General features: G+C 63.1%; 21 protein-coding genes and 1 tRNA gene. 13 read left to right on the forward strand and 9 right to left on the reverse strand.

Annotated features, from left to right (window positions below):
• Window positions 1–34: 34 nt before the first annotated feature.
• Window positions 35–107: transfer RNA gene (locus tag JOE69_RS07925), tRNA-Thr, on the forward strand.
• A gap of 39 nt (window positions 108–146) precedes the next feature.
• Here JOE69_RS07925 and JOE69_RS07930 read toward each other — a convergent pair.
• Entirely contained in the window at window positions 147–683 is a 537-nt protein-coding gene (locus tag JOE69_RS07930) for a TetR/AcrR family transcriptional regulator (protein WP_309797589.1), read from the reverse strand.
• A 729-nt stretch (window positions 684–1412) separates the two neighbouring features.
• Here JOE69_RS07930 and JOE69_RS07935 point away from each other — a divergent pair.
• Window positions 1413–3311, forward strand: a complete 1899-nt coding sequence (locus JOE69_RS07935; protein WP_309797591.1) for a choice-of-anchor G family protein — start codon at window positions 1413–1415, stop codon at window positions 3309–3311.
• Between the two features lie 250 nt (window positions 3312–3561).
• Here JOE69_RS07935 and JOE69_RS07940 read toward each other — a convergent pair whose 3' ends face one another.
• Genes JOE69_RS07940 through JOE69_RS17855 form a run of 3 tightly spaced genes read right to left on the reverse strand, consistent with a single transcriptional unit; the run spans window position 3562 to window position 4973 of the window.
• On the reverse strand, window positions 3562–4002 hold the full coding sequence (locus tag JOE69_RS07940) for a hypothetical protein (RefSeq protein WP_309797593.1): 441 nt from the start codon (window positions 4000–4002) through the stop codon (window positions 3562–3564).
• A gap of 6 nt (window positions 4003–4008) precedes the next feature.
• The gene (locus tag JOE69_RS07945) at window positions 4009–4614 is read right to left on the reverse strand and encodes a bacterial proteasome activator family protein (RefSeq protein WP_309797596.1); all 606 of its coding nucleotides are present in this window, start codon (window positions 4612–4614) and stop codon (window positions 4009–4011) included.
• A gap of 47 nt (window positions 4615–4661) precedes the next feature.
• Window positions 4662–4973, reverse strand: a complete 312-nt coding sequence (locus tag JOE69_RS17855) for a helix-turn-helix transcriptional regulator (RefSeq protein WP_374709688.1) — start codon at window positions 4971–4973, stop codon at window positions 4662–4664.
• A 229-nt stretch (window positions 4974–5202) separates the two neighbouring features.
• Here JOE69_RS17855 and JOE69_RS07950 point away from each other — a divergent pair, with 229 nt between their 5' ends.
• From JOE69_RS07950 to JOE69_RS07960, 3 genes are all read left to right on the forward strand, one after another.
• On the forward strand, window positions 5203–5733 hold the full coding sequence (locus JOE69_RS07950; protein WP_309797598.1) for a hypothetical protein: 531 nt from the start codon (window positions 5203–5205) through the stop codon (window positions 5731–5733).
• A gap of 43 nt (window positions 5734–5776) precedes the next feature.
• Entirely contained in the window at window positions 5777–6181 is a 405-nt protein-coding gene (locus JOE69_RS07955; protein ID WP_309797599.1) for an ImmA/IrrE family metallo-endopeptidase, read from the forward strand.
• Between the two features lie 88 nt (window positions 6182–6269).
• Window positions 6270–6776, forward strand: coding sequence for a PaaI family thioesterase (locus JOE69_RS07960; protein WP_309797601.1), 507 nt, complete (start codon window positions 6270–6272; stop codon window positions 6774–6776).
• 25 nt (window positions 6777–6801) lie between these two features.
• On the opposite strand, the gene JOE69_RS07965 is transcribed toward JOE69_RS07960, so the two are convergent.
• Together JOE69_RS07965 and JOE69_RS07970 are read right to left on the reverse strand one after the other, a co-directional pair.
• A complete protein-coding gene (locus JOE69_RS07965) occupies window positions 6802–7404 on the reverse strand; it encodes a response regulator transcription factor (protein WP_309797603.1) in 603 nt (200 codons plus the stop codon).
• Window positions 7401–8621: a sensor histidine kinase gene (locus JOE69_RS07970; RefSeq protein ID WP_309797607.1), complete on the reverse strand. Its 1221-nt coding sequence runs from the start codon at window positions 8619–8621 to the stop codon at window positions 7401–7403. Before JOE69_RS07970 ends, JOE69_RS07965 begins: the two co-directional genes overlap by 4 nt.
• A gap of 111 nt (window positions 8622–8732) precedes the next feature.
• Here JOE69_RS07970 and JOE69_RS07975 point away from each other — a divergent pair, with 111 nt between their 5' ends.
• The 4 genes from JOE69_RS07975 to JOE69_RS07990 are packed head-to-tail and all read left to right on the forward strand — an operon-like array spanning window position 8733 to window position 11508.
• The gene (locus JOE69_RS07975; protein ID WP_309797608.1) at window positions 8733–9716 is read left to right on the forward strand and encodes an ABC transporter ATP-binding protein; all 984 of its coding nucleotides are present in this window, start codon (window positions 8733–8735) and stop codon (window positions 9714–9716) included.
• Entirely contained in the window at window positions 9713–10483 is a 771-nt protein-coding gene (locus JOE69_RS07980; RefSeq protein WP_309797610.1) for an ABC transporter permease, read from the forward strand. The genes JOE69_RS07975 and JOE69_RS07980 overlap by 4 nt, the downstream gene beginning before the upstream one ends.
• Window positions 10480–10707 (forward strand): hypothetical protein, encoded by a 228-nt coding sequence (locus JOE69_RS07985; protein ID WP_309797612.1) that lies wholly within the window; start codon window positions 10480–10482, stop codon window positions 10705–10707. The genes JOE69_RS07980 and JOE69_RS07985 overlap by 4 nt, the downstream gene beginning before the upstream one ends.
• Before the next feature lie 39 nt (window positions 10708–10746).
• Entirely contained in the window at window positions 10747–11508 is a 762-nt protein-coding gene (locus JOE69_RS07990; RefSeq protein WP_309797615.1) for an SDR family NAD(P)-dependent oxidoreductase, read from the forward strand.
• Between the two features lie 14 nt (window positions 11509–11522).
• On the opposite strand, the gene JOE69_RS07995 is transcribed toward JOE69_RS07990, so the two are convergent.
• Complete coding sequence (locus JOE69_RS07995; RefSeq protein WP_309797618.1) at window positions 11523–11714, reverse strand: YbdD/YjiX family protein; 192 nt, start codon at window positions 11712–11714, stop codon at window positions 11523–11525.
• A 1-nt stretch (window position 11715) separates the two neighbouring features.
• Complete coding sequence (locus tag JOE69_RS08000) at window positions 11716–13977, reverse strand: carbon starvation CstA family protein (protein WP_309797620.1); 2262 nt, start codon at window positions 13975–13977, stop codon at window positions 11716–11718.
• A gap of 80 nt (window positions 13978–14057) precedes the next feature.
• Between JOE69_RS08000 and JOE69_RS08005 the strand changes: the two genes are divergently transcribed.
• The 4 genes from JOE69_RS08005 (at window position 14058) to JOE69_RS08020 (ending at window position 16626) form a co-directional block, all read left to right on the forward strand.
• Window positions 14058–14438, forward strand: a complete 381-nt coding sequence (locus tag JOE69_RS08005; protein ID WP_296363058.1) for a cupin domain-containing protein — start codon at window positions 14058–14060, stop codon at window positions 14436–14438.
• A gap of 159 nt (window positions 14439–14597) precedes the next feature.
• Entirely contained in the window at window positions 14598–15254 is a 657-nt protein-coding gene (locus JOE69_RS08010; RefSeq protein ID WP_309797622.1) for a TetR/AcrR family transcriptional regulator, read from the forward strand.
• Window positions 15251–16180 carry a TIGR01777 family oxidoreductase gene (locus JOE69_RS08015; protein ID WP_309797624.1) on the forward strand — a complete coding sequence of 310 codons (930 nt, stop codon included), beginning with the start codon at window positions 15251–15253 and terminating at the stop codon, window positions 16178–16180. The genes JOE69_RS08010 and JOE69_RS08015 overlap by 4 nt, the downstream gene beginning before the upstream one ends.
• 14 nt (window positions 16181–16194) lie before the next feature.
• Window positions 16195–16626: a hypothetical protein gene (locus JOE69_RS08020; protein WP_296363054.1), complete on the forward strand. Its 432-nt coding sequence runs from the start codon at window positions 16195–16197 to the stop codon at window positions 16624–16626.
• A gap of 39 nt (window positions 16627–16665) precedes the next feature.
• Here the strand turns inward: JOE69_RS08020 and JOE69_RS08025 are convergent, their stop codons facing one another.
• A complete protein-coding gene (locus JOE69_RS08025; protein WP_296363053.1) occupies window positions 16666–18015 on the reverse strand; it encodes an MFS transporter in 1350 nt (449 codons plus the stop codon).
• Window positions 18016–18062 lie beyond the last annotated feature (47 nt).

Raw genomic sequence — 18062 nt, forward strand, 5'->3', positions numbered from 1 at the left:
TTTGTGTCGTTAAGGCCCCGGTCGGAACGCACAGGCTTCCTTAGCTCAGTCGGTAGAGCGTTTCACTCGTAATGAAAAGGTCATCAGTTCGATTCTGATAGGAAGCTCCGAACCGAACCTTGACTGCCACCTCTGTGTCCTGGCCGTCAGCCGATCAGGTTGGAGAGTTCGCTTGATTCCGCGCTGGCGCCCACAAGTTCAAGGACTCGCTCAGCATGCGCAGACAGCGCGTAGTCGAACGAAGCCGCGAAATTTTCGCCAGGCGACGAAATAGCCGCATAGAGCAGCCCGAATGTGCTGGCCAAACTGACTTCAGCTTCGATTACCGCGACCGATGGCTGAACCCCGAGCGATACCATCGCATCCACCAATCGGCTCCGCCACTGATGCCAGGCCCGACCGCAGGGATTGGCGGCCTCCGGACCGAGCACTCGGAGCATAGATTCTTCCATCTCCACCCGGATACACGTCGAGTACTCCGCAGTTTGGGCCAGCGTCCAAAATCTGCGAACCCCTTCAGCGTAAGCGAAAACCGATTTCGGCGCCGTTTCCAGAACCCCGGCCAGCGCCTTGAGCCGCTCCCCGGCAGCACCGCGAATCGCCGTCATGAGTTCTTCTTGACTATTGAATTGGTAAGTCAGCGTGAAGGTGCTGACTCCCAGAGCCTGAGCCAGCCGTCGCATTGAAATGCTACTGAGCGCATTCGTTTCGAGATACCCGAGAATTTGCTCGAGCAACTCGGATCGCCGCCCAGGATTCGGCCTTCCGGTCATGCTGGCAGCTCATTTCGATGCCAAGGGCAAAGGGACGACAGTGAACCTCCGAGCCGGGCAGCAGAACCTTCGGCGGATAAAACAACGAAACGAAGCGTCGGCATATTCGTCCTTCTCACGCGAGCGACACGGCCGGCTGCAGGGAATTATGACCCGAATCCAGAGCCGTCAGCGCCCACTCCGAAGACGAAAATCATCGGACCGATCACTCAACGCCCCCCGACGCGATCTATGCAGCCCCCCGCTGCCAAGCCAGACCTCAATTGATCCAGCCAGAGCAAGTATAGCCAGCTTGAAAAGAAAATCTTCTGGGAACAGCCCGTGAACCTCACGTGAAAATCCTGACGCAGCCAACAAAAAGCAATCGAGAAGTTTCCTGCAGACCCATTTCTTTACAGCAGGGTGTCGGTTATGATTTCACATGTAATGCATAACATCTGTGATCAATGTCGATCGTTATCCCTATATGCACCACAGCCTGTGGATGCAGTTAATTGGAGGAAAGCAGTGAGCAGTGCAATTTCACCCCCGTCCCCGCAACGAAACAAAAACCGAAACCGGCTTGGCCTAGCGGCTGCCGGCCTGACGGCTTTCGCCTTGATAACCGGGCAAATCATGACCGGCTCCCAAGCCCAGGCTGTGTCATCTGATCTGGCGGAATCCGAAGCCCAAGTGGTCCGAAGCAATGCGCTGTCCGCTCCGCTAGCGTCCCTGGGCTATGCCACCACCGGAAACCCGAGTAATCCGAGTCAGCAGAGCAACGCACTCAACCTCGATTTGCTGGCCGACCAGTTTCTTGAATTGGGCGGCGTTCAGCTTCCGGTCTTCGGCTCGACCGGTCTGCTCAATCTCGGCAGCTTGGGTGCCTTGAACAGCTTCAGTGAGTCCCTTACCCAGCAGACCTCCCGTGCGTCCTCTGGAGTACTCGGAGACAACGGCGCCATCGCAGTGGACCAGGACGGCGGAGTCGGCACGTCGCCAGCGTACTTGGATCTCATCCAGTTGATGAAACAACTCAACATCACCGGCCTGACCGACCAAGTCCTGGACCAGGCGCGGCTCGACATCGGAGCCCTGGCCACTGAAGTAGCCCAGAACACCAAGGATGTCTCCGGCCGCTATGCCATAGCCGGACTGGAATTGGGCTTGCGCAGTCCGCTGGTCGGTTCGTTGCCGAGCAGGCTCGAAACCGCTTTGACCGAGGCCGTCGCCCCGATCAACGATCTTGTCGCCAGCGATGGTCTGCTGACCGAATTGCTCGGTACGATCAAGAAAACCATCAACGATGGTTCCATCGCCGGCGTCAGTTCACTGCGGGTGGATAGCAGCACAGTGACGCTGAATGGCCTGGAAACAGCAGTCAAGGGCGTCACCCAAGAGCTGCTCGGCAGCCCGATCAGCAACTCCAGCGGGTCCTTGACTATCGATTTGTCCACCGGCATGATCAAAGTCGATCTGGCCAAATTGCTCAAGGAGACCGGGGTCGGAGACTTGAACAATCTCCCTCCGAATACCAATCTGCTCTCCGATACTTCGATCGAAGCCGTGCTCCAGGGAATTGCCGAAGCCGTGCAAGGCTTGACCTCGAAGGTTGCAGCCGCTGCGACGTCCGCCCTGAACAACGTCAAGGTCACCATGAATCTCGGCGTATCGGCTGGCTGCACTACAGTTCTGGGCGTCGAAAACTGCCTCGCCAAAGGTGAGGTTACCGTGACCGGCTCCTTGGCCGACTTCAGTGGCTCCTCCGGAACATCTCCGGCGATCACGACGACGCTCGCGGCGGCCGGGATCGATTTCGGCACCGGCATCGTGAATCTGGTCAAGCCCGTGCTGGACAACGCGATCGCGACGACCACCGGCCCGCTACTTAAGACTGCGATCGCGACGGTGACCGACCAGCTTCCCTCCGTCGTCGAATCCACGACCGCACCAATCCTGAGCACCCTCGAACCGATCCTGAAACAAGCTCTGGCCCAGGCCGTGCGCGTGACGATCAACGAGCAGCCAACCGCGGCGCCGCGCAATGGCGTGGGAGACCTCGGGCCTGGTTCGTTCACCATGCGCGCGTTGAGCATGGAGCTGTTGCCCGAGCTTGCAGGGAATACTGGCAGCCCGTTGATCAGCCTGGGTTCGGCATCAGTGCGGGTAGCCGAAGCTCCGGATGCGAACGCCAACACTGCAGCGAACGCCAACGCCAGCTCCGCCAGCAACGCGAACGCCAACGCCAGCTCCGCCAGCAACGCGAACGCCAACGCCAGCTCCGCCAGCAACGCGAACGCCAACGCCAGCTCCGCCAGCAACGCGAACGCCAACGCCAGCTCCGCCAGCAACGCCAACGCCAACGCCAGCTCCGCCAGCAACGCCAACACTGCAGCCAACGGATCCGGATCTTCCCTGGGTGCGCTCGCGGTCACTGGCAGCAACGATCCGACGCCCTTATTGCTGGGCGCCGGGCTGCTCGGACTGCTCGGTGCCGGGCTGCTGATGGCGGTGCGGACCCAACGGAACAAAAAGAAGGGCACGCCAGCTGAGGGCTGAGACCGCCAAATTACTGGCGTGACCGCCCGGGATCGATAGCAGCCAAATCCCGCAGAAAGGGGTGCTGGTCGAGGAATGCCTCGACCAGCACCCCTTTCATGTCACGTCAAAGCCTCGATAATCACAATCACTATAAGATCTATTGAATTTCTGAAACTTCTCGCAGCTCACCAAAGCAGTGATGCTGCACATACTTCTAACTTCCAGGGAACTGGATGATCCGATCCGGGCGCTGCCACCGGCTGACGCGTCACGTTGATTCTGCGGGCATCAAGACTTCGGCCACCGCAACGTGCTCTACTACCTGGGCCGCGCGACGCCCGACGGCGTCCGGCGGCAGTTCCTGCAATCGCACCATGGCCACCGCTTCGGCAGCGGTGGCCAAGGCGTTGCCCGCTTTGGTCAATTCTCGGTGGACCGCCGGAAAGCGCCCCGCCGGAACGTCCAAACTTTCACTCGGCGCGATGTTCTGGGCGCGTCGGCACACCTTGCGGACCCGAGGCAGCAGATCGGCCAAATCATTGGCGATCGGCACCAAGGCAGCGCGCAGATCTTCGTCTTGGACGCCTTCAAGCATCTGGTGGAATCGATCCAGCCCGCGCCGGAACCGATCGTGTGCCCTGCGCCAGACGCCTTTGCCCAATTCGCCGTCGTCCCGTTTGGCCGCCCGGAAGGCGCCGAAGATCGCCACGGCGGCTTACAAATACTGACCGGGCGAGGGCGTTCCGTCGTCCGGCTTGCCGGAACGGTCAGGCAAAACCGCAGCGCGTTGCGGCTCCCCGTTCTCACCGATCACCACACCGGGCGCGATCATCGTTCCGGGCGGTAGTTGGCGGAGCTGAAGCTGTGCGGCGGTCTGCTGGTTGGCCAGCTGCTGGGCGGCCAAAGCAGTCTGGATGCCATGGAACAACCCTTCAAGCCAACCGACTAATTGCGCTTGGGCGATCCGCAACTCGGCTTCACTGGGTGCAGCATCGTCTTTGAACGGCAAATTGATCCGGTGCAGTTCTTGGACCAGGTCCGGGGAGAGCCCGTCTTCCAACTCTTTGATCGAACGCTCGTGGATCTCGGCGAGCCGGCTGCGCGCGGCCTCATCCAGCGGCGCGCTTTTGACCTCTTCCAACAGCTGGCGGACCATGGTTCCGATCCGCATCACCTTGGCGGGCTCGTCGACCAGGTCCTGCAAGGCAGTCCGCGGCCGCTTCTGCTCGGCCGGCTCCGGGGCTGGGCCCTGCTGCAAACCCTCGGCGAGAACGCCTTCGGCTACTGGTTCCGACGTATTTTCCGCCTCACTATCACTCATGAGGACATACTCTCACGAGCTGCGGATCCGGGACCTCCCCCGGCGGACTAATCAACGTCGCCCGTCGGAGGCTGCCCCCTGGGCCTGTCGGCTACCGTTCTGGGCTGGGCAGCAAGACTGGGCGTCTGATCACGACGGCGCTGGACAAATGGACGGTTCAATTCGAATAGCACAGTCACCGGCACACCAAGCGCTCTGGCGATCCGTACCCCGAGCGCCGGTGTGCAGGACGAACGCCGCCCGGCCAGCAGGTGCGAAATGAACCCTTTGGAGCACTGGGCCTCCTGTGCCAATCCGCCGATCGAGAGCCCTTCCTGTTTCAATAGCGCCCGCAAGGTGTCAATGCTTCTGAGCCGCATTTTGTCTCCATCACCCGATCCCCCACATCAACTGAAGCAACCAGTGTCCCTCAGTGAAATTACGAATGTCAATCACTAATTGACGAAGTGTCTGAATCCGGTAGACGTTTCGGCGGACGCCCGGAATTCTTCCGCTTCGGATCAAGAACTTCTCGCGATTCGGCTGATGCATTTGATAGACGGTTGGATAAGCTCTTGATAACCCAGCAGTGAAGGGAAGGCGCACCAGGTGGCCTCAGGTCCAACGAGCAACGACGAATCGACGGAAGTCCTGCCGATCGGCGAGCTGATCAGAGCAGAGCGGGCGCGCTCCGGTCTGTCCTACCGGGATCTTGCCGGCAAAGCTGAATCCGCCGGGTATTCGGTGAAGTTCCAATACCTCAACGATTTGGCCAACGCCGGTCCCAAAAGCTGGCCCAAGCAACCGGACACCTTCCGCGGGTTGGCCGCTGCCTTGCAACTGCCGGTCCGGGACATCGTGCTGTCCTACGCGGTCAGTTTGGGCTTGGACATCGGCGGCACCGAGTCCCGGCTCTCCGCCGGACTCCCGGAATCCATCGACTCGATCGCCCCCGAGGTCACCGACGCGCTGCTCGCCCTGATCCGCACCCTGGCGGAGCATCCGGACAGCCGCAGCTCCGCCGGGAAAACCGATGAACTCGGCCTCGCCGCAGACTCGAGCAAGAACCGCGGCAAAGCGCTCGAAGCCTCGATTGCCGAACTCGGCGAAGGCACTCAGGAGCCGCGGCGCAAGGGCTGATCCCGGACGCCAAGATGTCAGACCCCGCTCCTACACTGGGGCCATGTTCGATCCCTGGCAACTCCTCCGGTCCATGCCGCACATCACGGTGGTGTGGACCGAGCTCAGTAGCAAAAGCGCCGTGACCAACGGCCGGGACACGGTCTGGCTGGACAAACACCTGCTTCAAGTCGAGCGCCGCTGCTCGCTGACGCACGAACTCATCCACATCGAACGCGGGCACACCAGCTGCCCGCCGAACGCGGCCGAAGTCAGGGTGCGCGTGGAAACTGCCCGGCGCTTGATCCCGTTTTCCGAGCTCCTGGAACACAAGCGCTGGTCCAGGTCCGTAGAAGAACTCGCCGATTGCCTCTGCGTCACGCCGCATGTGCTGCTGGACCGGATCAGCCATCTGAGCACCGCGGAACAAGCCGCCTTCAGCCGCCCGGACGAGGAAGCACCGTGTTGATCCGGAATCCGCGGGACGCAGTTCCGGAAGGCATGTTACCGGCGAGTAACCCAATGCTAAGCTGACCGAAACCGCAGGAAGGAAAGCCATGACCTCCGCCGAACCAACCGTTGAACGCAGCCGCACCGTGAACTGGACCGATCCGATGATCGGTGCCGGACTGGCCAGGACCATGAGCGGCCTGGAGTACATGCAGGCGATGATCGCGGGCCAAGTCCCGCCGCCGCCGATCACCGCATTGATGAACATGGGCGCGATTTCCGCGGAGCCCGGAATGGTGACCTTCACCTGTCAGCCGGACGAATCGCAGTACAACCCGATCGGCACGGTGCACGGCGGCCTGGTCTGCACGTTGCTCGACTCAGTCTGCGGTTGCGCAGTGCAAACCACTTTGCCGGCCGGCCAGAGCTACACCTCCCTGGAGATCAAGGTCAACTACCTGCGCCCGGTTCTGGCCAGCACCGGGGAGCTGACCGCGATCGGCCGGGTCAGCAAGCCCGGAAACCGTGCGGCTTTCGCCGAAGGCGAGGTCCGGGATGCCGCCGGAAAGCTCATTGCCACGGCCAGCGGCACCTGCTTGGTTTTCCCGTTCTGACTCCCTGCCGCTCCGCCGCCAGAAATCAGATCCAGCCGTGGTCCCAAGCGACTGCGGCTGCCTCGAATCTGGTTTGCACGCCGAGCCTGGCCATCGCGGAGGAGATGTAGTTCCGGACCGTGCCGGGTGCCAGGTGCAAGGTCTTGGCCATGCTCTGCACGGTGTCTCCGGCCCGGCTGAGCCGGAGCACATCGAGTTCCCGGGCGGTGAGCGGACAGCTTTCCGCGTTGAGGGCGGTGGCCGCGATCTCCGGGTCCACGTAGCGTTTGCCCGCCGCGACATCGCGGATCACCGAGGCGAGCTTCTCCGCCGGAGTGGACTTCGGCACGAATCCGGAGATCTTGCTGGCCAAGGCGCGCCGCAACACACCAGGCCGGGCATGCCGGGTCACGATGACCACTTTCGTGTCCACGCTGCGCAGGATTTGCTCGGCGGCGTAGATTCCGTCGGTGGGCGGCATCTCCAGGTCGAGCACGCAGACGTCCGGGGCCAATTCACGGGCCAGGGCCAGAGCATCGGATCCGTTGTCGGCCGATCCGACGACGTCCAAGTCGGTTTCCAAGCCCAATAACGCCACGAGGGCGCCACGGATGAGCTGTTCGTCGTCGGCGAGCACGATTCTGATCACGATTCCTCCGGAATTGTTGCGGTCAGCAAGAACCCGCCGTCGTCGGGCCCGTAGTCGAATGAGCCGCCCGCTGCTGCCAAACGCTCTTGCAGGGCCGCGAGCCCGGTGCCGGAATCGTTGCCGAGCAACAATGACGGAGTCCCGGCTTCCGGTTCGGCGACCCCGTCATTGCGAACCGTCAGCACGAGCTTCCCGGCTTCGGTCCAAAACCTGATCGACACTTCCTCGGCGCTGGAATGCCGCAGGATGTTGGTAGTTCCCTCCCGGATCACCGAACCGAAAAGCGAGCCCTGTTCACTGCTGAGTTCCGCCTCCTCAGCCTGCACCGAGGCGCGGATCGAAGCGGCTTCCAATACTTCGCCGGCGTTCTTGAGCTCCGTGGTGAATGCCACCCGACGGTAACCGCGGACCAGCGCCCGGGTGTCCTGCAACGCGGTCCGGGCCAGCACCTGGGCTTCGTGGATCTGCTGTTTCGCGGTTGCCGGGTCGGTATCGATCACCCGCTCGGCAAGTTCCGTTTTCAACGCGATCACCTGCAGGTGGTGGCCTTGGATATCGTGCAAATCCGCGGCGAACCGCAACCGTTCCCGAGCCACCGAGAGATCCCCGTAAGCTTTGCGGCTCGAGTTCAGCTGGACCACGATGTCCCACCACCAGAGGCCGCCGATCAGCACCGACGGAACCATCACCACCAAGAACCAGAAGTAGAAGCCGGCGGTTTGGAAATACACGCTGTTCGCCAGGTCGACCTTGGCAGCCGCCACCGCGGCGAAATAGATCGCAGTCAGCAACCCGGCGGCAACGGCAGTGGCCAGGAGTCGGCGGCGGGGCAGCAGCGATGCCAGAAAACATGCCGCCCACCAAGCCGGAAGCAGGAAAAACGGGTCATGCGAACCATCGGCAACGGCGAAGACGATGCTCAATAGGGCCGGGAGCAGCAACATCAGGGTGTAGCGCAGTGCCGGCAGTCCGGACCCCAAGCCTGGCTTGAGCAGCCAACCGAACCGAATCGTCGCGGCCAGCGAGAGCAGCACCGAAACCAAGAGCACCACCGAGGTCCCGGCCAGCGGCCTCGGCGGCAGGAAAACCGCGCCGACCACCACCAGATAACTGGACACCACGACGAAGACGATCGACCCCACCGTGTAGCGCCAGGTCAACAAGACGCCGCGCTCACTGGCGACCTCGATGCGATGGCCAGGAAGTTGCGAACTCATTCGTTCATCGTAGAGCTATGACAAAAGTCATGGTGCCACTGGGCACAATGCCGGTCGAACGATGACACCGCGGCCCTGCCCGCCGCCCGCCGGTCGGCACAGAATGGGATCATGGACACTTTCCCAGACGACGAGATCGCGATTTCGGCGCGCGGCCTGAGATGCGCTTACGGCAATTTCGAAGCGGTGCGCGGGGTCGACCTGACAATTCGCAACGGTGAGTTCTTCGCTTTGCTCGGCACCAACGGCGCCGGCAAAACCACCACCATGGAGACTCTGGAAGGCCACCGGCCGGCGAGCGCCGGAACCGTCCGGGTGCTCGACGGCGACCCTTACGCGCAGAAGGCCGCAATTCGGCCCCGGCTGGGCATCATGTTGCAAGAAGCAGGTTTCGCCGACGATCTTACCGTCACCGAAACCGTGGACCTGTGGTTGCGCCAATCCTCCTCGCCTCGCGGGGCTGCCTCGGCCCGGCCCACCGTAATCGCCGAGGCCTTGGAAACCCTGGAGCTGGCGGACAAATCGGGCACCCGGGTCAAGCAGCTTTCCGGCGGGCAGCGGCGGCGGCTCGATCTGGTGCTGGCCACTGCTAACCAGCCCGAAGTGCTCTTCCTCGATGAGCCGACCACCGGGCTGGATCCGGAATCCCGCGAGCGCACTTGGGCAGTGGTCAACGCGATGCACCGCGCCGGCACCACGGTTTTCCTCACCACGCACTACCTCGAAGAAGCCACGCAATACGCCCAACGAATGGCGATCATGCACGACGGCGTCATCGCCTTGTCCGGTTCCGTCGCCGAGGTTCTGGCCGCCGAACCGGCCGCGATCAGCTTTTCGGTTCCGCCCGGAGTTTCGCTTTCCGGGCTGAACCCGCAGGCCACCGTCCGGCAGGAGGCGGCCTGGCAACGGGTGGAATTGCGCAGCAACCGCCTGCAGGACGATTTGCACGCGCTGCTCGCCTGGGCGGCGGCGAACTCGATCAGCTTGGAACGGCTGAAGGCCTCCGAAGCTTCGCTCGACGAAGTCTTCCGGCGGGTTTCCAGCGGTTCCCGAGACAGCAAGTCCCCGGTATCGGCGATGGAGGATGCGGCATGAGCGACAGCGGATACCCCAGCGAGTCGGAACCCCGGAAGGTCAGCCAGCTCTCCCGGGCGCTTTCGATCGCTTCCGGAGAAGCGAAGATCACGTTCCGGAACAAGACCGTGCTCAGCGGGGCCCTGATCATCCCGTTGGCCTTCGGCGCCTTCTACATCTTCGCCGGGAGCGCTCCGGGAAGCCCGGTGCTGCAGATCGTCTTCCTGCTCACTCTGGTCAGTCTGATGGGCGTCTACCTGACCGTGACGACCACCTTGGCGACCCGTCGTGAGGAACTGTTCCTGAAGCGGTTGCGCAGCGGCGAATCCTCGGACGGCGCGATCTTCGCCGGAATGCTGCTTCCGAGCGTCGTCCTGGTGGTCCTTCAGCTTGCGGTCATCTTGACCGCGATGTTCGGGCGCGGTGCGCAGCTGCCGGAACAACCGGCCTTGCTGCTCGCAGCCGGACTGCTGGTGATTGCCATGTCGGCCGGCTGCGGGCTGTTGACCGCGGTCTACACCCCCTCGGCAGCGGCCGCCCAGATCACCGTGATGCCGTTCTTGCTGCTGGTCCTGGGCACCGCGATCTGGACCATCGCCCTGCCCGGCGGCGACTGGCGGACGCTTCAGCTGCTCAGCCCCGGTGGCGCCTTGGCCATGCTCGTCGGCCAAGCCTGGTCCGCCGCTCCGGTCTGGAGCGACTGGGTGCCGGCAGCCGGCGTGCTGCTCGCTTGGACGTTGTTGTTCGGATACTACGGCCGGCGCACCTTCCGGTGGGAAAAGCGGTGAAAAACCTGCTGCAGGACGCCATGCGTTTCAGCATTGCGCCCACCGCCGGGCGGGAAGCCGCCGTCGGCCTGCTCTCGGTCGTCGTCACCGCAGCGATCATCACCATCCTGGTGCTTTCGGCCAACGTGGATCCGGTGCTTTACGCGATTCCAGCAGCCATTGCTTCGGGGTACGGGCTGCGGGTGCTGGTCGCAGCCGGGCGCACGGCACCGGGTCGCGGTTAAGCCTGTGCCGAACCGGGCACCGGGCGGTAAGTTCAAGCCATGAGATTTTCAGACAAAGTCGCGGTAGTCACCGGCGGCGCGCATGGCATCGGCCGGTCCACGGTCCAGAGATTCCTCGATGAAGGGGCCCGGGTTGCGATCCTGGACTTCGATTCCGCGGCCGCGGCCGATCTCGCGGCCGCCGCACCCGGCCGCGCGATCGCCGTGCTCTGCAACGTCTTGGACCCCGGTTCCGTGGACGCGGCGGTGGCCAGCGTAGCCGAACGGTTCGGCGGTATCGATGTACTGGCCTCGGTGGCCGGCGGCGAATTGCCCACCGACGACCCGATGGACGAAGCCTACTGGGACGGGATCGTCGGCTTGAACTTGCGTGGCCCGGTCCGGATGATCCGGGCCTGCACGCCGCACCTGACGGCCAGCCGCGGGTCCATCGTCCTGGTCAGCTCGGTCAACGCCTTGGTTGCCTTCAGCAGTTTGGCCTACTCCAGCGCCAAGGCGGGTCTGGGCATTCTGGCGAAGAATCTCGCCGTCGAACTCGGGCCCAGTGGGGTCCGGGTCAACGTGGTGGCGCCCGGAACCGTCCGGACCAGGGTTTGGGACGATCAGGAAGGCGGCGCGGATCGACTGGCCCCGCTGTGCCCGATCGGCCGGGTCGGGGAACCGGAAGACATCGCTGCGGCAATCGCCTTCCTGGCTTCAGCCGATGCCTCCTGGATCACCGGGGTCACCTTGCCGGTCGACGGCGGCCAAACCGCCGGGCCGTTGACCATCATCAACCATCTGCAGCGCTCAGAGCCCTGACCTCCCCAGCCCGGTCAGCAGCACCGGCCTTGCGGATTGGCGTCCTGCCGATCGGTTTTGTCGCGCCAGAATTCGCGTTCGGACAAAAACGGTCCGGCCGGATGCACCGCAGCCTGGTGGGCGCAGTATTTCGCATAAGCGTCCTCACCCAGCACGCCTTTGACGAACCAGGACAGCGACTGCCAGGCTTTCCGCAGCCGGCGCACGTCAGTGCCCGGACCTGACTGGCCGTTGCGACTCGGGCAACTCGTCCCACTGCGCCTGGAGTTCTTTTTCGGCTTTGGTCACAAACAGGCCGGCCGGTGCGAAGATCTTCGAGGGCTGCTCCGGATCTTCGTAACTGAACACTTTGCCCTGCTTGGCGACTCGGATCGTCATCCACACCGCAATCACGATCACGATGATCGAGAGCACCACGAAGACCACCGAAAGCACACCTTGGACCATGGTGTTCCGGACCACCGCCTCCATCGCCGGAACCGTTTTGGCGGTTCCGAACGAGGTCTTCCCCTCGGCGAGCGCCCTGCTGAATGCCGCGTTCTGGGCGAAGTAACCGACTCCCGGCACCGAGGAGAAGATCTTCTGGTACGACGCCGTGATGGTCACCACCGCTGCGAAGGCCAGCGGCAGCCCGACGATCCACAGATACTTCCAACGCCCCGCCCGCGCCACGATCACCAGGCAGACCGCCAAGGCGATCGCGGCCAGCAATTGATTCGCGATGCCGAAGAGCGGGAACAGCGTATTGATCCCGCCGAGCGGATCGGTCACCCCCATCAACAGCACCGCACCCCAGGCAGCGACCATGATCGCCGTGGTCAGCCAGGCGCCGGGCCGCCAGGCGGTGTCCTTGAGTTTGGGGATGAAGTTGCCCAACGCATCCTGCAGCATGAACCGGGAAACCCGGGTGCCGGCGTCGACCGCGGTGAGGATGAACAGCGCTTCGAACATGATCGCGAAGTGGTACCAGAAGCTCATGAACGCCTGCCCGCCGACGAACTGGTGCATGATCTGCGCCAAGCCCACGGCGAGCGTCGGCGCCCCGCCGGTGCGCGAGACGATCGATTGCTCGCCGACGTTCTGCGCGGTCTGCGTCAGCATTTCCGGTGTGAGGTTAACCCCGGAGAGCCCGAGCGAATTCACGAATGCGACGGCACCTTCGATGGTCCCGCCGGTCGCCGCTGCCGACGAATTCATCGCGAAGTAGATCCCTCGGTCGATCGACAGCGCCGCAACCAAGGCCATGATCGCGACGAAGGATTCCATCAGCATGCCGCCGTAGCCGATGAATCTGGTCTGCCGCTCCTTTTCAATCAATTTCGGCGTGGTGCCGGAGGAGATCAGAGCGTGGAATCCGGAAAGCGCGCCACAGGCTATCGTGACGAAGAGGAAGGGGAAGATCGATCCGGTGAACACCGGGCCGTTGTCCCGTCCGGCGAATTCGCTGAAGGCCGGCACGCTGATTTCCGGACGGACCACGATGATTGCGACGGCGAGCATCACAATCACCCCGACCTTCATGAACGTGGAGAGGTAATCCCGCGGGGCGAGCAGCAACCACACCGGCAGTACTGCCGCGATGAAGCCGTAGATGATGATGCCCCAGGCGATCGTCACCTTGTCCAGATGGAAGAACGCGGCACCCCATTCGCTGTTGCCGACCCAGCCGCCGCCGACGATCGCGAGCATCAGCAGCACGAAGCCGATGATCGAGACTTCAGTGACTTTTCCGGGCCGGATGAACCGCAGGTAGCAGCCCATGAAGAGTGCAATCGGGATCGTCATGGAGACCGAAAACACGCCCCAGGGGCTTTCCGCCAAGGCGTTGACTACCACCAAGGCGAGAATCGCCACGATGATCACCATGATCACGATGGTCGCGATCAGTGCCGCGGTGCCGCCGATCAAGCCGAGCTCGTCGCGGGCCATCTGGCCCAGGGAACGGCCGCCGCGACGCATCGAGAAGAACATCACCAAGTAGTCCTGGACCGCCCCGGCCACCACCACGCCGACGATGATCCACACGGTTCCGGGCAGGAAGCCCATTTGCGCAGCCAAGACCGGCCCCACCAACGGGCCCGCTCCGGCGATCGCGGCGAAGTGGTGCCCGAACAGGATCCGCCGGTCGGTGGCCGCGAAGTCTTTGCCGTCCGCTTTGTATTCGGCCGGCGTGGCCCGGCGGTCGTTGGGCCGGAGCAGGTGTTTTTCGATGTACTTCGAATAGAACCGGTAGGCGATGAAATAGGTGCAGACCGCGGCGAAGACGAACCAGATCGCGTTGACGGTTTCACCCCGGACGATGGCCAGCATCACCCAGGCGATGCCGCCGAGCAGCGCGATGCCGACCCACAGCGCGATTTTCCCCGGGGTCCAGCGCCGGTCTTCGGCTTCGATCACCGAATCGGCGACCGCGACCGGCGGGTATGGGCTGCCGGTTCCGCTCGCACTGTCCGAACTGTACCTTGGCATCTGTGCTCCTCTTTGCTCGTCCTTGAGAAAGGCTGTGAACTCTCTAGGTAGCGTACCGCTGCACCGCTTAGGCTGTCCGCATGGACGCACAAGCTATCGATCTCGAGGAACGTTTCAGCCGGTTCGGAGCGACCTGGTCGCCCAAAGTGATCGCCCGCTTGAACGATTACGAGATCAAGTTGGCCCGCTTGGAAGGCGAATTCGTCTGGCATTCGCACCCGGAAACCGATGAACTCTTCCTGGTTCTGGCCGGCTCCTTGACCATCCAACTGCGCGGACGGGACGTGCACCTGACCGCAGGTCAGCTCTTCGTGGTGCCCCGCGGCGTCGAACATTGTCCGCTGACCCGCGACGGCGAGGTGCGGGTGATGCTGATCGAACCCGCTGGAGTGGTCAACACCGGCGATGCCACCGGTCGGGCCGGGGAGCTGACCGCGGGCTACGACGACTCGCTGGCCTAAACCTGCTTCTTCTCCTTCAGCCCCGCCGAGTGGCCAGATCTGCACGCTAAAACGGGCGTTTGGCCTGCAGTGCTGGCCACTCGGCGGCGCGGGCAAAGTTGAACATGTTCAAATACTCTGTTCTACTGGTAATTGAACACGTTCAAAGAAGGAGTCGGAGTGACCGCGAAGAGCGAACAGACCAAACAGCTGGTGATCGATACCGCACTCGGCATGTTCCGAACCCAGGGTTACGAAAAGACCACCATGCGGGGCATCGCCGGGGCGGCCGGAATTTCCCTGGGCAGTGCCTATTACTACTTCGAGTCCAAGGACGATCTGGTCCAGGAGCTGTATGCCCGGATCCAGCTGGACCATCGCGCACAGGCCTTGGCCGCGATCGCGGGCGAGGCCAATTTCGCCCGCCGCTTGGCCACCGTGCTGGACACCGGAATCACCGTGATGCAACCGTTCCACGGGTTCGGCGGCGCGTTCATCCAAACCGCGATCTCGCCGTCGAGCGCAGCCAACCCGTTCAGTGAAGCGTCCGCGGGCTCCAAGCAGGACAGCATCGAGCTGTTCCGCGAAACGTTGGACGGATCTTCACTGAGCCTCCCTGCTGCACTGCGCGCCGACCTTCCCGAACTGCTCTGGCTGGGCTATCTGGCGTTGGTCTACTTCTGGGTCGGCGACCGTTCCGAAGGGCAGACGAAGACCCGGCACCTGGCGGCCGGTGCGGCTCCGCTGATCGCCCGGGCGATCGGCCTGGCCAAGCTGCCGATCGCCCGCAAGCTGGTCGAAGACGCGTTGACCTTGATGCGGAAGGCCCGGGCATGAACGCCCCGGTCCTCGTGCTCGCCGGTGCCAGCGGGTTCATCGGCCGGTACTTGCAACGCCGGTTCGACGCGGACGGCTGGCGAATCCGCACGATCGACCGCTCCGGTGCGGCCGCCGGCAACTCGGCGCACTGGGGCGGTACAGCCGGTATCAGCCGTGCGCTGGAAGGCAGCGATCTGCTGGTCAACCTTGCCGGGAAGAGTGTCAGCTGCCGCTACAACGCCGGGAACCGGGCGGAGATCTTCCGATCGCGCACCGAGACCACCGCCGAGCTGGGCCGGGCCTTGGCCGATTGCACCGCACCGCCACGGGACTGGTTCAATGCCAGCACCGGCACGATTTACCGGCACGCCGAAGACCACGCGCAAACCGAGGCCGACGGCGAGCTCGGCTCAGGTTTTTCCGTCGAGGTGGCCAAAGCCTGGGAGGCCGCCCTGACCCAAGCCGACCTGCCGAGCATTCGGCGAATCCCGCTCCGGATGTCAATCGTGATGGGGCCCTACGTGCCGGGCGAAGGCGGCGGCGTGATGCGCCCATTCGAAGTCTTGGCGCGCACCGGGCTGGGCGGGAGGATGGCTGCCGGAACCCAGAAATACAGTTGGACCCATGTTGAGGACGTCTACCGCGCCATCCGCTTCCTGCACGATCGGCCGGAAATCCGGGGCCCGGTCAACATCGCCAGCCCGCAAGTCGTGGACAACCGGGAACTGATGCGCCGGGTCCGTGCCGCACTGCGAGTTCCGTTCGGCTTCCCGACTCCGGCCTGGCTGCTCGAAATGGGCGCCGTGCTGATCCGCACCGAAATCGAACTGGTCCTCAAAAGCCGCTGGGTGGAATCCGAAAAACTCAATCGGGCCGGCTTCCAGTGGAAGTACCCGGCGCTCTCCGGAGCACTCGCCGCGATCCGGGATGCGGAACGGCAGTGAGGGGCCTCTGGTCGATGCCTTGGCGGTCCTCGACCTTCAGCTGGCGGCAGTATGTCGCCGGCTGGGCCAGCACATTTGCGGGCTTCGTCCTGATCGTGGGCCTCATTTGCGAGAGTCTGTCGCCAGGTTTCCTGGTCGTGGCAGCGCTCTTTGGCCTTCTTTGGGGATTCATCCCGGCGCTCGTCGTCGGCTTCCCGCTGGGGCTGCTGATCGCAGGGTTCCTGGAACCCTACCCGGCGAAATGGCAACAACTGCTCGGCTATTTCGTGGGCCTGTTTCTGGTCACGTTGCTGCTCGGCCAATTCGTCGCACCGTTATCGGATAACCTCGGCAACATCTTCCCGCAACTGATCATCGCCACCTTGTTCGGCGCATCAGGTCTGATCGGGCGACTGGTGGCCTGGCATTTCCCAGCGGATCGCCGAGTGGCCAGATCTACGGGTTAAATCGGGGTTATAACCTGTAGATCTGGCCACTCGGCGAGCTCAGCCCTTGGACCGCTCGAAGGCGTGGCCCTCTTCCTGGTCCAAGAGCGTCGGACCCTTGTTCCGGAAGGCCCAGACATAGACGGCAAGCGAAATCGCGATGCAGACCGTAACGTAGCTGAAGAACACCCCGTCCAACCCGGCCGAGTTGAGCGCCTTGCCGATCAACGGAGCGGTGCCGCCGAAGATCGCATTGGCGATCCCGTAGCCCAGGCCGACACCCAATGCCCGAATCTCGCGCGGGAAGATCTCCGATTTCACCAAGGCGTTGATCGAGGTGTAGCCGAGCACAATGAGCAATGCCGCCATCATCAGCAAGAAGGAGAGCAACGGACTGTTGGTCCCGGTCAACGCGCTCATGATCGGCCAGGTGAACAGCACGCCGCCGATGCCGAACCAGAGCAGCAAGGGCTTCCGGCCAATCCGGTCCGAGAGCGCACCGGCCACCGGCTGAAGCAACATGAAAATCAGCAGCGCGAAGAAATTGACCAGGCTGACCGTAGGCTTGTCCTTGATCGTGCCCTGCATCAGGAACTGCATGTAGGACGTGAACGTGTAGAACGCCACGGTGCCGCCCATGGTCAAACCGATCACCACGAGGAAAGGCTTCCAGTACTTCGCCAGGAGCCGGAAGGTGCCCGGCGCCGCTTCACCCTTTTTCGCATTGCGGGCCGCATCCATCTGCGACTGCGGAACCGACTCGATCATGCCGCGCCGGATCCACATCACGGTCACCGCCGCCAAGGCTCCGATCACGAAGGGAATCCGCCAACCCCAATCGTGCAGGGCTTCGGCACTCAACAGGCTCTGCAGGATGATCTGCACGATCAAGGCCAGGACTTGGCCGCTGACCAGGGTGACGTACTGGAAACTGGAGAAGAATCCGCGCCGGTTCTTGGTCGCCATTTCGGACATGTAGGTGGCGCTGGTGCCGTACTCGCCGCCCACCGAGAAGCTCTGCACCAAGCGGGCGATGAGCAGGATCACCGTGGCTCCGACGCCGATTTGCTGCACTCCCGGCGATACCGCGATCAGCAATGAGCCGCCGGCCATCATGACCACGCTGAGCGTGAGCGCTGCCCGCCGGCCGTTGCGGTCCGCATATCTGCCGAAGAACCAACTGCCGATCGGACGCATCACGAAGCCCGCGGCAAACACGCCGAGAACCCCGAGGATGTCCTTGTCCTCGGAGCCACTGGCAAAAAATACGTGCGCGAAGTAGGTGCCGAAAATGGTGAACGTGTAGAAGTCGTACCACTCGACCATGTTCCCAGCCGAGCCGCGCAGGATGTTCCCGACCACTGATCTGGCTTTGGTCCGTTCCCGCTCGTGGTCGTAAGTCTGCGTCATCGGCTGAACTCCCTCGTCTACTCGCCAAACTGCCAAGTGACAGGGTA

This window comes from Arthrobacter russicus, assembly GCF_031454135.1.
Taxonomy (GTDB): domain Bacteria; phylum Actinomycetota; class Actinomycetes; order Actinomycetales; family Micrococcaceae; genus Renibacterium; species Renibacterium russicum.

Coding starts and splice junctions, on each gene's coding strand:
- JOE69_RS07980 (WP_309797610.1), top strand. CDS start 9,713: ATGAGCGACAGCGGATACCCCAGCGAGTCGGAACCCCGGAAGGTCAGC.
- JOE69_RS07955 (WP_309797599.1), top strand. CDS start 5,777: ATGTTCGATCCCTGGCAACTCCTCCGGTCCATGCCGCACATCACGGTG.
- JOE69_RS17855 (WP_374709688.1), bottom strand. CDS start 4,973: ATGCGGCTCAGAAGCATTGACACCTTGCGGGCGCTATTGAAACAGGAA.
- JOE69_RS07975 (WP_309797608.1), top strand. CDS start 8,733: ATGGACACTTTCCCAGACGACGAGATCGCGATTTCGGCGCGCGGCCTG.
- JOE69_RS08000 (WP_309797620.1), bottom strand. CDS start 13,977: ATGCCAAGGTACAGTTCGGACAGTGCGAGCGGAACCGGCAGCCCATAC.
- JOE69_RS08025 (WP_296363053.1), bottom strand. CDS start 18,015: ATGACGCAGACTTACGACCACGAGCGGGAACGGACCAAAGCCAGATCA.
- JOE69_RS07970 (WP_309797607.1), bottom strand. CDS start 8,621: ATGAGTTCGCAACTTCCTGGCCATCGCATCGAGGTCGCCAGTGAGCGC.
- JOE69_RS08015 (WP_309797624.1), top strand. CDS start 15,251: ATGAACGCCCCGGTCCTCGTGCTCGCCGGTGCCAGCGGGTTCATCGGC.
- JOE69_RS08005 (WP_296363058.1), top strand. CDS start 14,058: ATGGACGCACAAGCTATCGATCTCGAGGAACGTTTCAGCCGGTTCGGA.
- JOE69_RS07945 (WP_309797596.1), bottom strand. CDS start 4,614: ATGAGTGATAGTGAGGCGGAAAATACGTCGGAACCAGTAGCCGAAGGC.
- JOE69_RS07930 (WP_309797589.1), bottom strand. CDS start 683: ATGCGACGGCTGGCTCAGGCTCTGGGAGTCAGCACCTTCACGCTGACT.
- JOE69_RS07960 (WP_309797601.1), top strand. CDS start 6,270: ATGACCTCCGCCGAACCAACCGTTGAACGCAGCCGCACCGTGAACTGG.
- JOE69_RS08020 (WP_296363054.1), top strand. CDS start 16,195: ATGCCTTGGCGGTCCTCGACCTTCAGCTGGCGGCAGTATGTCGCCGGC.
- JOE69_RS07990 (WP_309797615.1), top strand. CDS start 10,747: ATGAGATTTTCAGACAAAGTCGCGGTAGTCACCGGCGGCGCGCATGGC.